Source organism: Vannielia sp. SX4 (assembly GCF_052828525.1).
On sequence record NZ_CM128247.1, the window covers coordinates 4230542 to 4242692 of the forward strand.

The window sequence follows — 12151 nt, forward strand, 5'->3', positions numbered from 1 at the left end:
CATCGCCAGCCCTACTCGGCGGCCTTTTGTGGCTCTGACGTTTCCAGCTCGGAGAACTCGCGGGGCAGGACCACGGCGAATTCGGTGCCTTCGGGACCTGTGCTGAGCAGATCGAGCCGGCCGCCGTGGCCGCGGATCAGCTCGGCGGAGATGGCCAGCCCGAGGCCGGAGCCACCCTTGCGGAAGCCCCCCTGGAACGGCTGGAACAGGTGCTCCTGCGCCTTGGGCGGCAGGCCGGGGCCGGTGTCGGTGACGGTGATCGTCCAGCCGTCATCCTCCTCGCGGGCGGAGATGCAGATTTCACCGGGTTTGCCAGTGGCGACGATGGCCTGACGGGCGTTGCGGATGAGGTTGGTCAGCACCCGGAAGATCTGCTCGCTGTCGGCGCGGAGGGTCAGGCCGGCGGGGACATCTTCGGCATAGGAAATATCATGCTCGCCCGCGGCGAGGCGCTCGCTGTCGATCACGTCGTTCACCACGGGAGCGAGGGTGAACCGCGACAGCTTGGGCGGGGCCTCCTCTGCGCGGCCGAAGGTGAGCGTGCTTTCGCAGAGGTTCACGGCACGGCTGATCGAGTTGACCAGCTTGGGCGCGGCGCGGGCGACGGCGGGATCCTTGGAGGTTTCCATCCGGTCGGCGAAGAGCTGGGCGGTGGTGAGGATGTTGCGCAGATCGTGGCTGATGCGCGCCACGGCGCCGCCGAGCTGGGCGAGCCGCTCCTTTTGCTTCAGCGCCCCGGTGAGCTGGGTTTGCAGCGCGTTCAGCCCCTCTTCGGCCTCGCGCAGTTCCAGCGCCCCGGCAGAGGGTTCGATGATGCGGCGGGCGTCTTCGGGTGCCTTGGCATAGCTGGCCATCGCATCGACCACCCGGTGGATCGGACCGACGATGAAGACCCGCACCGCCAGAAACAGCAGCAGCGCGGTGAGTGCTGAGATCACGGCGGAGAGCCAGAGGATGCGCACGCCATAGTCGATCATCGCCTCACGCAGATCGCCAGTGTCGAGCGTGACCTCGATCAGCAGCCCGGCCTCCTTCACCGGGTCGCCGATGACGCGGATCAGCTCAGGGTCGCGCTTCCACAGACGGGCGACGGCATCCATCATCAGGGTCCAGGGGCCGGGATCGCGCAGGTCGTAGGTTTGGGTCACGGGGGCGATGATGGGCGAGGAGAGGATCAGCTCGCGCATCTCGTCGCGCCGGAGCACCACGTTCTTGACGCCCGCGTTCTGGAGCAGTTCGGCCTCGAGATTGGCGTCGATCACCTCTTCCGTGGCCAGCAGGGCCAGCGAGGCGATTTGCGCCCGCTCCAGCCGCGACAGCAAAAAGTCTTCGCGAAAGCGCGCGATGGAGGGCACGAAGATCAGCACTTCGGCCAGCATGACGAAGGCGATCGTCAGCATCAGGAAGCGGCCGGAGAGCGTATTCAGGAACATTTCTCGCGCGTTATACCATTTTCGCGCCGGGGCTGCGACTAGGGCAGAAAGCGTTGCACCAGTCCGACGACGCGCTTGACCATCGGGCTCTCGAAGAGCTTGGGGGAGAAATAGGCACCTGCGGCGCGTTTGTTAAGCTCTTGCAGCGTCGGGTAGGGCAGGACGGTGTTTGCCAGCGTGGTCAGCTTGTGGCCGTTGGCGATGGCGGTGGCCCATGCGGCGATGAGTTCGCCCGCCTGCGGCCCGGCGATGGAGGCGCCCACCGGCTTGCCGCCGGAGACCATCAGTTTCAGCTTGCCATCCAGCCGCATGGCGCGGGCGCGGTCACTGTCATTGTAGGTGATGTTGATCACGTCGAGGTTGCCGCCGAACTTTTCGCGGGCCTGGGCCTCGGTGAGGCCGACCTGCGCAAGCTCGGGGTCGGTATAGGTGACCCATGGGATATGGTCGGTCTTGGCCTTGGCGGGCAGGCCGAACATGGCGGAGCGGATCACAACCCCGGCGTGGTAGCCCGCGACATGGGTGAATTGCAGGCCACCCGCCGCGTCGCCGATGGCATATACGCGCTTGTTGGAGGTGGAGCGGAGGCGGGCATCGACCTTCACGGCGCGGTCTTGGTCGACATTGGCGACGTTGAGATTGAGCTTGTCGATGTTCACCTGCCGCCCGACGGCGACCAGCAGGTGGGAGCCGGTGACGGGGCCTTTTGGCGTTTCGACGGTAACGCCGCCTTCTGTGGTGACCTTTTCGGCGGCGATCTCTTCCATGATCTCGATGCCTTCGGCGCGGAGTTTCTCCAGCACGAAGGCGGCCATCTCCGGGTCGTCTTTGCCCAGCGCCTTTTGCGCCTCGATCACGGTGACCTTGCAGCCGAGGCGGGCGTGGGCTTGGGCCATCTCCAGCCCGATGGGGCCGCCACCGATGACGATGAGGTGCTCGGGCTTTTCGCGCAGCTCGAAGATGGTTTCGTTGGTGTGGTAATCCACCGAGTCGAGCCCGTCGATCGGCGGGACGAAGGGGCGGGAGCCGGTGGCGATGACGAAGCGGCGGGCGGTGATGGTGTGATCGCCTGCGCGGAGTTCGGTGGGGGAGATGAAGCTGCCCCATTCGCGGATGACCTGCACGCCGAGGCCCTCGAATCGCTCCTGGCTGTCATGTGGCTCGATGGCGGCGATGACTTCGGCCACGTGGTCCTTGGCCTTGGCATAGTCGATCTCAGGCGTGACGGGGGCGACTCCGAAAGGTGCGCCGGTTGTCATGGCATGGGCGTGGTGGGCCGCCGAAAGCAGCGCCTTGGAAGGCACGCAGCCGTAGTTTAGGCAATCGCCGCCCATCTTGTGGCCCTCGACCAGCACGGTCTTTGCCCCCATCTGGGCCGCGCCGGACGCAACCGAGAGCCCGCCGGAGCCGGCGCCGATGATGCAGATGTCTGCCTTGATCGTGGACATGTCAGAGGCCTTTCTTGCCGCGCAGGGCTTTTAGAACGATGGGGAGTGCAGCGAGGGCGCAGAGGCCGAGGATGGGCAGCAGGATATGCGGCTCGAAGATGATGCCGAGGTTCGGGGTTTCGCCACGCGCGAAGACCTCGCCCAGCCCGGCGCCGACAGAGGTGTAGACGACCGCGCCGGGGATGATGCCGAGGAAGGTGCTGATTGCGAAGCGGTGCAGCGGCACGCCGACGAAGGCAGGCACGAGGTTGGCGACGAAGAAAGGCACGGCGGGCACGAGGCGGATGAGAAAGAGCATCTCCCACTGGTTGGCGTCGATCCCGGCCTTGATCTTTTGTACCACCCCGCCGGAGCCTTCGAGCTTTTCGGAGAGCTTGTCGCCAAGACCGAGGCGGGCGGCCTGAAAGATGAGGCAGGCCCCGATGGTGGCGGCGGTCACGTTGAAGAGCGCGCCGGGGAAGGTGGCGAAGAGGAAGCCGCCGGTGAGGGTGGCCACGGTGGCGCCGGGCAGGGAGAAGGCGACGATCACCACGTAGATCGCGATGAAGGCCAGCACGGTGAGCAGGTAGTTGGCATCACGGAAGGCCAGCAAGGCCTCACGATGATCGGCCAGCGTTTCGAAACTGAGGTAATCGCGCAGGAAGAAGGCCCCGGCGAGGGCCGCGGCGACGATGGCGATGAGCGGAAGGCGCTTCAGCCATGGGTTTTTCGCCGGAGCGTCTGTCATCTCGGTCATCTGTCCCGTATCCCTTTGCATCGTTCATGACAGAAGATGTGCGGTGCGCCCAACGGCTGCCCGGCAGATCACGCCCGCTTGATGCGGGGTGAGCACAAGGGCGCCGGGTGGCGGGATCGGGCGGGGTTTTGTTACAGCGCCGCGGGCGGTGCGCGGGAAATGTTGCAAGATTCCGTCGCAGATGAATTGACAGCCTGCCGGGCGGTCCCTATTGAGCGGGCTTCGAACACCACAGCCACCTGCGATTCCGCGGGGCGGCGACCGACCGAGACGGAGAACGCGCGATGAAACGCACCTTCCAGCCTTCCAACCTCGTCCGCAAGCGGCGTCACGGGTTCCGTGCGCGCATGGCCACCAAGGCCGGCCGCAAGATCCTCAACGCCCGCCGCGCCCGCGGCCGGAAGAGCCTGAGCGCCTGAGGCGTAGCGGGGCAGCGATGCCCGGCGTAGAGGCAGAGGTTGATGAGACCGCCGGGGGCGAGAGCCCTGCGGCGGTTTTCGCTTGCCCGGAGGTTCTGAAGAAGCGCGCGGATTTTCTGGCCTGCGCGCGGGCGCGGCGGCAGCATACGCCCGGCTTTGTGGTGCAGGGACGGAAGCGCGGCGAAGGCGGCGAGGCTGTGCGGGTGGGCTACACCTGCTCAAAGAAAGTGGGCAATGCGGTGGCGCGGAACCGGGCCAAACGGCGGCTGCGCGAGATCGCGCGGGCGGTGCTGCCGGAGGCGGGCCGCGCTGGCTGGGATTACGTGCTGATCGGGCGGGCCGGAGAGACGGCGGCGCGCGATTTTGCCCTGATGCAGGAGGAACTGCGGGCGGCGCTGGACAAGCTGCATGGCTAGGCGGCGAGCGCATCGGATGGCGGGACAGCCCCTGCCCTGCGTGGCGTGACGCCGCTGGCGCGCCTCTTCGCCCTGCCCGTTCGGGCCTACCGGCTGATCTTTTCGCCCTGGGTCGGGCACAACTGCCGCTACCACCCCACCTGCTCGGCCTATGCGCTGAAGGCGCTGGAAAAGCACGGCGGGTTGAAGGGCGGCTGGCTGGCCTTTCGCCGCATCCTGCGCTGCCACCCCTGGGGTGGGTCCGGCATTGACGAGGTGCCGAAGTGAGCACGCAGCTCCACGTGATCCCGGGCCTTGCGGCTGGAGGCCAATTGCGCGGGTATTTGAGGGAAGCGGGCGAGACGGGGCGGGTGATCGGGCTGTACGATTGCTTCGATGTGGGCGCCATTCCGCGGCACGACGACCCGCTGGAAGTGGTCCTGCGCCGGGGGCGGGCGATGGTGACGCGGACAGGGGACGCGGAATTTGCCCAGCGCGCCAAGGATGACATGGCCGCGCTCACGCAGGCGATGGAGGCGGCGGAGGGCATCACGCTCTGGGCGGGCGAGACGCTTCAGGAGCAGTTTGCGTTGGGGTTCATGATTGCGCTTGCGATGGGGCGCGGCTGGGGCGGAAAGCTCGCGCTGCGGCAGCATCGGATGGACGGCATCGCGAAGTGTTTGGGGGTCTTGCGCACCGAGGAATTTTCGGAGGTTCCCGGGCCGCGCCCGCTGAGCCGCGATGAGACCACGCTTTACACCCTGCTTTGGGAGGGGCTTCAGGCGTCCACGCCCGAGCCGCTGATCACCCTGCGGCGATCCCCCGCCCTGCCGGTGCCGCTCCGCGCCGCGCTGGACGCGCATTTCTCACGCTTTCCCCATGTGGCCACCGGGCTTGGGGTGCGCGAGGAGCGGGTGCTGGCGCAGCTTTCGGAGGGATGGCGGCCTGCGGCGCAGGTGATTGGATATGCGCTCGCGTGGGGTGAGGAGGCGGTTGTGGACGAGGTCGGCGACCTCGACCTGCTAGACCTGCTGCGGGGTTTCGCTCGCCGCCCGGAGGACCAGCCTGTGGTGGAAATCCGTGTGGGTAGCGACGACCGCTTTGGCTTTTCGGCCCGGCTTACGCCCTATGGCGCGGCGCTGGCTGGCGGTGCGGCGAGCCTTGTGGAGGACGGCGGGATCGACGTGCAGATCGGCGGGGTGCGGATGGTTTCTGGCGCGGGGCCGCTTTGGCTGCGGACCGGCGGCGCGGAGATTCTCTCGCGCCTCGATTGACCGGGGATGCCGGGTGGGGCGATGCTGGGGCCATTGCAACCCGGAGATTTCCCGATGACGCGCCGCCTGTTTCTTGCCTTTGCCCTCGCTGCCGCTGCCCTCTTGACCGTGCTTCCGCCTAGTGAGGCTGCGGCCCAGACGCTCTATGTGCAGGACACCGATGACGGCTATCTGAACATGCGGCGCGGGCCGGGCACGGGGCATGGGATATTACTGCGGCTCACGGCGGGCACGGCGGTGGAGATCACCGGGGCGCAAGGGAACTGGCGACAGGTGATGCTGCCGGACGGGATGCGGGGCTGGGTGCACGGGCGCTACATCGCGCAGCAGTATTTTGCCCAGCGGCCCTATGCCTTCATGGTGCAGTGCACCAATGACGGCTACCTCAACCTGCGGCGCGGGCCGGGCACGGGGTTTGACATCAGCCGCCGCTTGCACGCGGGGCAGATGCTGCTCTGGACCGGCGCGCGGGAGGGCAGCTGGGCGCAGGTGCAGCTGCCGGAGGGCACTACCGGCTGGGCCAGCGTGAAGTTTCTGATGGCAGTGAACTAGGGCCGAAGCTCCTGCTCGCCGCCCGCGCCCGGGCGGCGCGTAGGTGTGCCCGACACATCCTGCCCGGCCAGCACGCGGGCCAGATCCTCGTAGAAGCGGGCATCGTCGAAGTAGAAACTGTGGGACACATCCTTGCTGGCTTGCGGGAAGGTCGCCTCGAACCGGGCCTCGACTGAAACATCATGATGGTTCGGGGCGGTGCGCGGCGGCATCCCGTCGCGTCCGGCGCGCAGGGCGCCGCCGTTGAGCCCCTGTGCCAGCGCAAGAACCCTGTCTTTGTGGTGCCAGTAGTTGGTGAGCCTGCGCGTGCGCTTGGCCATGACGGAACCGGCCCATGCGTTGCGATCGAGCCAGACCCTATCAACATCGGCAGCCACGAGGAGGGTTTCATCGAGCTTCCATCCTGCGGCCACCTCGCCGAAGCCGCGCAGGGTGACGAGGGCGCCCATCGAGTGGCCGAGCACGGCAAGCGGGCGGCCGGGGGCGTGGCGGCGGAGAATTTCGAGACCTTCTTCGATGAAGGGGCGGGCGACGTGCTTTGCGGCTTCCTTGTCGGCCTTGTAGGCGGCGGGGCTGGGAGAGCCACGGCTGGGCCAGTCGAAGCTGAGGACCGCGCCGTTGAACTGCTTTGCCCGCAGGCCTGCCACGATCTTGGCCTGCCGGTCGAACATGCGCTTCTGCGTGGTGTTGTAGCCGTGGACGTAGATGAGCAGGCCGCCGGATACACCGGAGAGGGCATCGCGCGTCCAGGCGACGGGGCCGGCGTATCGGGTGATCCGATAGCTGTTGCCCGAGGGTTCCGCGCGGCCGTAGCGGGTAAGCGTGGCGAGATTATCGGTGAAGCGGGCCCGGCTTGCGCCTTTTGGCGTGCCGAAGGCCCGGCGGGAAAAGAAGTAAAACATGGCGCAACAGGCTCCCGAAAACATGGAAGTTGACGTTAGGATACCCTGAAACGCGCCAACCACCAAACGTGCGGGGTTTGCCGCCGTTGTCGCGGGGCCGTAGCCGGAAAACGCCCTGCAATGTCGCGGGGGCGGTGCCGGGGTGTCGCCTTGAGGCAAGCCGCAGCAACCCTGCCCTCGCAGGCTGGGAGCAGCCAAGCGGAGGAGCGCCATGCCTGATGACCTTTCTGCCGTTCTGCGCCCGATCGGCGCCGCCAACGGGCTGCCCAATGCGCATTACACCGCCCCGTCGACCCATGAGGCCGAGCGCGATGCGCTGCTCTGGGGCGGCTGGGCCGGCATCGGCGTAGGGGCTGATGTGCCGGAGCCGGGGGATGCGAAGCCGCTGGAGTTTCTGGGCCTGCCACTGCTGATGCTGCGGGGGCGCGACGGGGTGCTGCGGGTGTTCCGCAACACATGCCGCCACCGCGGGATGATCCTTGTCGATGCGCCGCGCAAGATCGAGGGGGCGATCCGCTGCCCCTATCACTCGTGGTGCTATGCCCACGACGGGCGACTTGTGGCCACGCCCCATGTGGGCGGGCCGGGGGTGAACCGGGCCGAGGGGATCGTGAATGACGATCTGGGGCTGGTCGAGGTCGCCAGCCATGTCTGGCGCGACGTGGTGTTTGTGGATGTTTCCAGCGAGTCGGGGCCGTTCGAGGAGGTGCATGCCGAGTTGCTCACCCGCTGGGGCGAGGTGGATGTGCCGGTGTTTCACGGCGGGGCGGACAGCCGGTTTGTGCTGGAGGTCGCCTGCAACTGGAAGCTGGCGGTAGAGAACTACTGCGAGAGCTATCACCTGCCGTGGGTCCACCCCGGGCTGAACAGCTATTCGCGGCTGGAGGACCATTACCACATCGAGGCTGATGGCTTCGCAGGCCAAGGCAGCACGCTTTACCGGCGGATAACCGGTGAGGGTGGCGAGACCTTTCCGGACTTTCCGGGCTGGCCGGAGAGTTGGGAGGAAGGGGCGGAATACATCTCTGTCTTTCCCAATGTGCTGATGGGGGCGCAGCGGGACCATGCCTTTGTGATCGTGCTCGAGCCCACGGGGCTGGCGACGACGCGGGAGCATGTGCATCTCTACTATGCCGCGCCCGAGACAGATGGCGGGCTCAGGGCGAAGAACTGCGCCCAGTGGCGCGAGGTCTTCGAGGAGGATGTCTTTGTGGTCGAGGGCATGCAGAGGGGCCGGGTGGGGCCGGGGTTTGACGGCGGGCGGTTCTCCCCCGCGATGGACGGGCCGACGCATCGGTTTCATCAATGGGTTGCCGCGGGGCTCACGGCGCGGAAGGGCCGGTGAACCTTGATGCCCGCCTGCTCGCGGCCCACTCGGCGGGCGACGGGGCGGCGCTGGCACGGCTTTACGCAGAGGCGGCGGAACGCGGCGGGCCGGGGGCGGAATTTTACCTGACTCAGGCGTGGATCTTTGCGCTGGAGGCCGGTGTGCCGGAGGCGGAGAGTTACGGCGCGCGGCTGCGCGCACAGGGGCTGGCCTGAACGAAAAAGGCCCCTGCCGGGGAGGGGGCAGGGGCCTTAAGACCTTTGAGGGAACAAGGTCCGGCGCCGCGAGGTTCAGGCGCGGTCGCCTCTCTAACGCACGAAGCGTCGATTTGGTTCAACCGAATTATGCACGGTCGTCGATCACGAGGGTCACATTGCCCTCGCCTTCGCTTTCAAAGCCGACCACGTCATCGGCGGTGAACCCCTCGGCATCGAGCGCGGCGGTCAGGCTGGTGTTGGCTTCGATGGCGTCATGGAAACCCGCCATCGCATCGGCCTGGGTGTTCAGCGCGTTGTCGAGCGCCTCAGCCTGCTCGGCCCCTTCGACTTCGCTCAGCAGAACGGTGTCGACGGTGATCTCGGCATCCAGCGCCTCGATCTCGGCGGCAGCACCGGCGGTGGAGCCGTTGTTGAGGCCGGAGATGACGGTGCCGTAATTAACCGAGGCATCGGCGCTGGCGCCGCCTTCGGTGGCATCAGCAAGGTCGCTGGCGCCATCCTGCACGGCCTTGGCAGTGCTGTTGACCGCGTCGTTGACCTGATCGGCAGTGCCTTGGGCGGTTTCGACTGCGCCGCTCACGCCGGCCTCGACATCGGCGCTGGCATCGGCCCCGAGGGAGCCGGCTGCGGCAGCGGTGCCAAGGGAGCCAGCCAGAAGAGCGGCGACGGCGGTTTTGGTGAACATGTTGGTCATGTGGTCCTCCTGAGAGTTCTACGCGGCAGGATCGCCGCTGTGTGGGGCCACAACGGCGCGGCGGCGGGGCTGTTCCCGCCTCGGGCCACGCGCCGAAATCTCGCAAATTCCTCCCGAAATTCAGCACGGCGGCCCGCGGCGATCCGCACCTTCACGGGGGCTTGCGTTGAACGTGTGCGCCCGCTTCCCCAAGGCCGCGGTTTCTGGCATATGCAGCGCCATGCTCGACGAGAATGACGATATTCACCCGCTGTTTCATGGCGCGCCCGCGACGACGGAGTTCAAGAAGCTCCGCAAGCGGATCGTGCGCGATTGCAGGGAGGCGATCGAGCAATACGGGATGATCGAGCGGGGCGCCCGCTGGCTGGTGTGCCTCAGTGGCGGCAAGGACAGCTACACGCTGCTGGCCGTGCTGCACGAGTTGCAATGGCGCGGGCTGCTGCCGGTGGAACTGCTGGCCTGCAACCTCGATCAGGGGCAGCCGGGCTTTCCGGCCACGGTGCTGCCGGAGTTTCTTGAGCGCATGGGGGTGCCGCACCGCATCGAGTATCAGGACACCTATTCCATCGTGAAGGAGAAGGTGCCGGCGAACCGGACCTATTGTGCGCTCTGCTCGAGGCTGCGGCGCGGCAACCTCTACCGGATTGCGCGGGAGGAGGGCTGCTCGGCCGTGGTGCTGGGCCATCATCGCGATGACATTCTGGAAACCTTCTTCATGAACCTTTTCCACGGCTCGCGGCTGGCCACCATGCCGCCGAAGCTGGTGAACGAGGAGGGCGACCTGTTCGTGTATCGCCCGCTGGCCCATGTGGCAGAGGCGGATTGCGAGAAGTTCGCCCGCGACATGAACTACCCGATCATTCCCTGCGACCTCTGCGGCAGTCAGGACGGGCTGCAGCGGCAGCAGGTGAAAGGGCTGCTGGACCAGTGGGAGGCGAACCATCCGGGGCGGCGGCAAAAGATGTTCCGCGCCCTGATGAACACCCGCCCCTCGCATCTGCTCGATCCGGCGATCTTCGATTTTGTCGGGCTGGAGCGGCGCAGCGAAGCTGGCGTGCCCGGCGCTGTTCAAGGCGATAGCGAAAATTCGACAGAAACTCCCCCGCCGCTCTTAAGAAACTGATCACGCCAATTGCCTAGCTTGCCCGCGTGGCGGCTCCGACCGGGCCGCAAAGGGCAAGAGGCATCGGGATGCAAGGGCTCAAGGCCAGCTATCTGAGACTGCGGCGGGTATTGCGCCAGGGGTTTTTCCGGCCACAGACCATCACCTTTCTGCCGGCGCTGCTGCTGGCGGGCTACTGGTTTGGCGGCGAGGGGGTGATTCTCATCGCCGCGCTGCTGTTTCCGGTGCTGGCGATCATGGGCGGGCTGTTCGACTCCCATGGCGCCACCCGGCGCGACGGGGCGACGGACCTGCTGCTGCGCGAAGATTTTCTCGACCTGCTGGGCGAGGCGATTCCGCGCGCCGAGGCCCAGAACTGGACGACCGCCTGCTTCGTGCTGGAGATCGACGACTGGCAGACCCTGATGGAGCGCGTCGGCAAAACGGCGGCGGAGACCGTGCTGCGCCGCACCGGAGAGCGGATCGAGAGCGCAATGCGCGGGGCCGATTTTGCCGCGAGGCTCGATGGGCCGCGCTTTGCCGTGGGGCTGGACCCGGTGCGCCGGATCGATCTGGATACCGCGCTGGGCATCGCCGAGCGGCTGCAGGGCACCGCCGGGCAGGCGGTGAGCATTGATGCGACCTCGGTGCATGTGAGCGTGTCGGTGGGCTTTTGCCTGAATACCCGTGCGCCCAAACGCACCGCAGAGGGGCTGCTGGGCGCGGCGGAGGTGGCCGCCGACGAGGCCCGCACCAACGGGCCGGGCGGCACCCGCGCCTACTCGCGCGAGATGCAGGCCCAGATCAGCGCGCGGCACGCGCTGGTCGACGATCTGCTCAGCGCCTTCACCGAAGGCCAGATCAAGCCGTGGTTTCAGCCGCAGATCTCGACCGATACAGGCCGCATCACCGGGATGGAGGCACTGGCCCGGTGGCTGCACCCGGAGCGCGGCATGATCGCCCCCGGAGACTTTTTGCCCGCCATCGAGCAGGCCGGGCTGATGGAAAAGCTCGGCGAGGTGATGCTGCACCGTAGCTGCGCCGCGCTGAAGGCGTGGGACAGGGCTGGGGTGGAGGTGCCGACCGTTGGCGTAAATTTCTCCGCCGCCGAGCTGCGCAACCCCAAGCTGGGGGACCGGGTGAAATGGGAGCTCGACCGGTTCGACCTTGCGCCGGAGCGGATCACCGTGGAGGTGCTGGAGTCGGTGGTGGCTGAATCCGATGACGACACGATCACCCGCAACATCGCCAATCTCGCCACCATGGGCTGCCCGGTGGACCTTGACGATTTCGGCACCGGCCATGCCTCGATCAGCTCGATCCGGCGCTTCGCGGTGAGCCGCCTGAAGATCGACCGCAGCTTCGTCATGCGTGTGCATGAGGACCGCGAGCAGCAAAAGCTGGTCTCCGCGATCCTGTTGATGGCCGAGCAGCTTGACCTCGATACGTTGGCGGAAGGGGTGGAGAGCATTGGCGAGCACGCGATGCTGGCGCAGCTTGGCTGCGGCCATATCCAGGGGTTTGGCCTTGCCCGGCCGATGCCATTTGAAGACACGGTAAGCTGGATCGAGAAGCACAATGCCAAGATCGTGGAGACACCGATCCTGAAAGGCATAGGGCGGGACTGAAGGGCTCCGACGCGGGAGGACAC

Annotated in this window: 14 protein-coding genes; 9 read left to right on the forward strand and 5 right to left on the reverse strand. The window is 66.8% G+C overall.

The window, feature by feature from the left end:
- Nucleotides 1–11: 11 nt before the first annotated feature.
- Genes ACUXVX_RS21015 through ACUXVX_RS21025 form a run of 3 tightly spaced genes read right to left on the reverse strand, consistent with a single transcriptional unit; the run spans nucleotide 12 to nucleotide 3617 of the window.
- Nucleotides 12–1433 (reverse strand): sensor histidine kinase, encoded by a 1422-nt coding sequence (locus ACUXVX_RS21015; protein WP_222496769.1) that lies wholly within the window; start codon nucleotides 1431–1433, stop codon nucleotides 12–14.
- A 38-nt stretch (nucleotides 1434–1471) separates the two neighbouring features.
- A complete protein-coding gene (locus tag ACUXVX_RS21020) occupies nucleotides 1472–2881 on the reverse strand; it encodes a dihydrolipoyl dehydrogenase family protein (protein ID WP_446309816.1) in 1410 nt (469 codons plus the stop codon).
- 1 nt (nucleotide 2882) lies between these two features.
- Nucleotides 2883–3617: a TVP38/TMEM64 family protein gene (locus ACUXVX_RS21025; protein WP_446309817.1), complete on the reverse strand. Its 735-nt coding sequence runs from the start codon at nucleotides 3615–3617 to the stop codon at nucleotides 2883–2885.
- 284 nt (nucleotides 3618–3901) lie between these two features.
- Here ACUXVX_RS21025 and rpmH point away from each other — a divergent pair, with 284 nt between their 5' ends.
- Genes rpmH through ACUXVX_RS21050 form a run of 5 tightly spaced genes read left to right on the forward strand, consistent with a single transcriptional unit; the run spans nucleotide 3902 to nucleotide 6257 of the window.
- Nucleotides 3902–4036 carry a 50S ribosomal protein L34 gene (gene rpmH, locus ACUXVX_RS21030; protein ID WP_012177012.1) on the forward strand — a complete coding sequence of 45 codons (135 nt, stop codon included), beginning with the start codon at nucleotides 3902–3904 and terminating at the stop codon, nucleotides 4034–4036.
- A 17-nt stretch (nucleotides 4037–4053) separates the two neighbouring features.
- Nucleotides 4054–4452 (forward strand): ribonuclease P protein component, encoded by a 399-nt coding sequence (gene rnpA, locus ACUXVX_RS21035; RefSeq protein ID WP_222471743.1) that lies wholly within the window; start codon nucleotides 4054–4056, stop codon nucleotides 4450–4452.
- 45 nt (nucleotides 4453–4497) lie between these two features.
- Nucleotides 4498–4719 (forward strand): membrane protein insertion efficiency factor YidD, encoded by a 222-nt coding sequence (yidD, locus tag ACUXVX_RS21040; RefSeq protein ID WP_446309818.1) that lies wholly within the window; start codon nucleotides 4498–4500, stop codon nucleotides 4717–4719.
- A complete protein-coding gene (locus tag ACUXVX_RS21045) occupies nucleotides 4716–5705 on the forward strand; it encodes a DUF1835 domain-containing protein (protein WP_446309819.1) in 990 nt (329 codons plus the stop codon). The genes yidD and ACUXVX_RS21045 overlap by 4 nt, the downstream gene beginning before the upstream one ends.
- Nucleotides 5706–5759: 54 nt before the next feature.
- Entirely contained in the window at nucleotides 5760–6257 is a 498-nt protein-coding gene (locus ACUXVX_RS21050; protein WP_446309820.1) for an SH3 domain-containing protein, read from the forward strand.
- On the opposite strand, the gene ACUXVX_RS21055 is transcribed toward ACUXVX_RS21050, so the two are convergent.
- Nucleotides 6254–7159: an alpha/beta fold hydrolase gene (locus ACUXVX_RS21055; RefSeq protein ID WP_446309821.1), complete on the reverse strand. Its 906-nt coding sequence runs from the start codon at nucleotides 7157–7159 to the stop codon at nucleotides 6254–6256. The two genes, ACUXVX_RS21050 and ACUXVX_RS21055, sit on opposite strands and share 4 nt — an antisense overlap.
- Nucleotides 7160–7370: 211 nt before the next feature.
- Here ACUXVX_RS21055 and ACUXVX_RS21060 point away from each other — a divergent pair, with 211 nt between their 5' ends.
- Nucleotides 7371–8504 (forward strand): aromatic ring-hydroxylating oxygenase subunit alpha, encoded by a 1134-nt coding sequence (locus ACUXVX_RS21060; protein ID WP_446309822.1) that lies wholly within the window; start codon nucleotides 7371–7373, stop codon nucleotides 8502–8504.
- Nucleotides 8501–8701 (forward strand): hypothetical protein, encoded by a 201-nt coding sequence (locus tag ACUXVX_RS21065; protein ID WP_446309823.1) that lies wholly within the window; start codon nucleotides 8501–8503, stop codon nucleotides 8699–8701. The genes ACUXVX_RS21060 and ACUXVX_RS21065 overlap by 4 nt, the downstream gene beginning before the upstream one ends.
- A gap of 127 nt (nucleotides 8702–8828) precedes the next feature.
- Here ACUXVX_RS21065 and ACUXVX_RS21070 read toward each other — a convergent pair whose 3' ends face one another.
- Nucleotides 8829–9398 carry a hypothetical protein gene (locus tag ACUXVX_RS21070; RefSeq protein WP_446309824.1) on the reverse strand — a complete coding sequence of 190 codons (570 nt, stop codon included), beginning with the start codon at nucleotides 9396–9398 and terminating at the stop codon, nucleotides 8829–8831.
- Between the two features lie 220 nt (nucleotides 9399–9618).
- Here ACUXVX_RS21070 and ttcA point away from each other — a divergent pair, with 220 nt between their 5' ends.
- Both ttcA and ACUXVX_RS21080 read left to right on the forward strand, forming a co-directional pair.
- The gene (ttcA, locus tag ACUXVX_RS21075; protein WP_446309825.1) at nucleotides 9619–10521 is read left to right on the forward strand and encodes a tRNA 2-thiocytidine(32) synthetase TtcA; all 903 of its coding nucleotides are present in this window, start codon (nucleotides 9619–9621) and stop codon (nucleotides 10519–10521) included.
- A 68-nt stretch (nucleotides 10522–10589) separates the two neighbouring features.
- The gene (locus ACUXVX_RS21080; RefSeq protein WP_446309826.1) at nucleotides 10590–12128 is read left to right on the forward strand and encodes a putative bifunctional diguanylate cyclase/phosphodiesterase; all 1539 of its coding nucleotides are present in this window, start codon (nucleotides 10590–10592) and stop codon (nucleotides 12126–12128) included.
- The last annotated feature ends 23 nt before the right edge of the window (nucleotides 12129–12151 follow it).

What these genes read in the sequence shown, in the direction of transcription:
- rpmH (WP_012177012.1), top strand. Translation starts at nt 3,902, where the DNA reads ATGAAACGCACCTTCCAGCCTTCCAACCTCGTCCGCAAGCGGCGTCAC.
- ACUXVX_RS21080 (WP_446309826.1), top strand. Translation starts at nt 10,590, where the DNA reads ATGCAAGGGCTCAAGGCCAGCTATCTGAGACTGCGGCGGGTATTGCGC.
- ACUXVX_RS21060 (WP_446309822.1), top strand. Translation starts at nt 7,371, where the DNA reads ATGCCTGATGACCTTTCTGCCGTTCTGCGCCCGATCGGCGCCGCCAAC.
- ACUXVX_RS21015 (WP_222496769.1), bottom strand. Translation starts at nt 1,433, where the DNA reads ATGTTCCTGAATACGCTCTCCGGCCGCTTCCTGATGCTGACGATCGCC.
- ACUXVX_RS21050 (WP_446309820.1), top strand. Translation starts at nt 5,760, where the DNA reads ATGACGCGCCGCCTGTTTCTTGCCTTTGCCCTCGCTGCCGCTGCCCTC.
- ACUXVX_RS21020 (WP_446309816.1), bottom strand. Translation starts at nt 2,881, where the DNA reads ATGTCCACGATCAAGGCAGACATCTGCATCATCGGCGCCGGCTCCGGC.
- ACUXVX_RS21055 (WP_446309821.1), bottom strand. Translation starts at nt 7,159, where the DNA reads ATGTTTTACTTCTTTTCCCGCCGGGCCTTCGGCACGCCAAAAGGCGCA.
- ACUXVX_RS21025 (WP_446309817.1), bottom strand. Translation starts at nt 3,617, where the DNA reads ATGACCGAGATGACAGACGCTCCGGCGAAAAACCCATGGCTGAAGCGC.
- rnpA (WP_222471743.1), top strand. Translation starts at nt 4,054, where the DNA reads ATGCCCGGCGTAGAGGCAGAGGTTGATGAGACCGCCGGGGGCGAGAGC.
- ttcA (WP_446309825.1), top strand. Translation starts at nt 9,619, where the DNA reads ATGCTCGACGAGAATGACGATATTCACCCGCTGTTTCATGGCGCGCCC.
- ACUXVX_RS21070 (WP_446309824.1), bottom strand. Translation starts at nt 9,398, where the DNA reads ATGACCAACATGTTCACCAAAACCGCCGTCGCCGCTCTTCTGGCTGGC.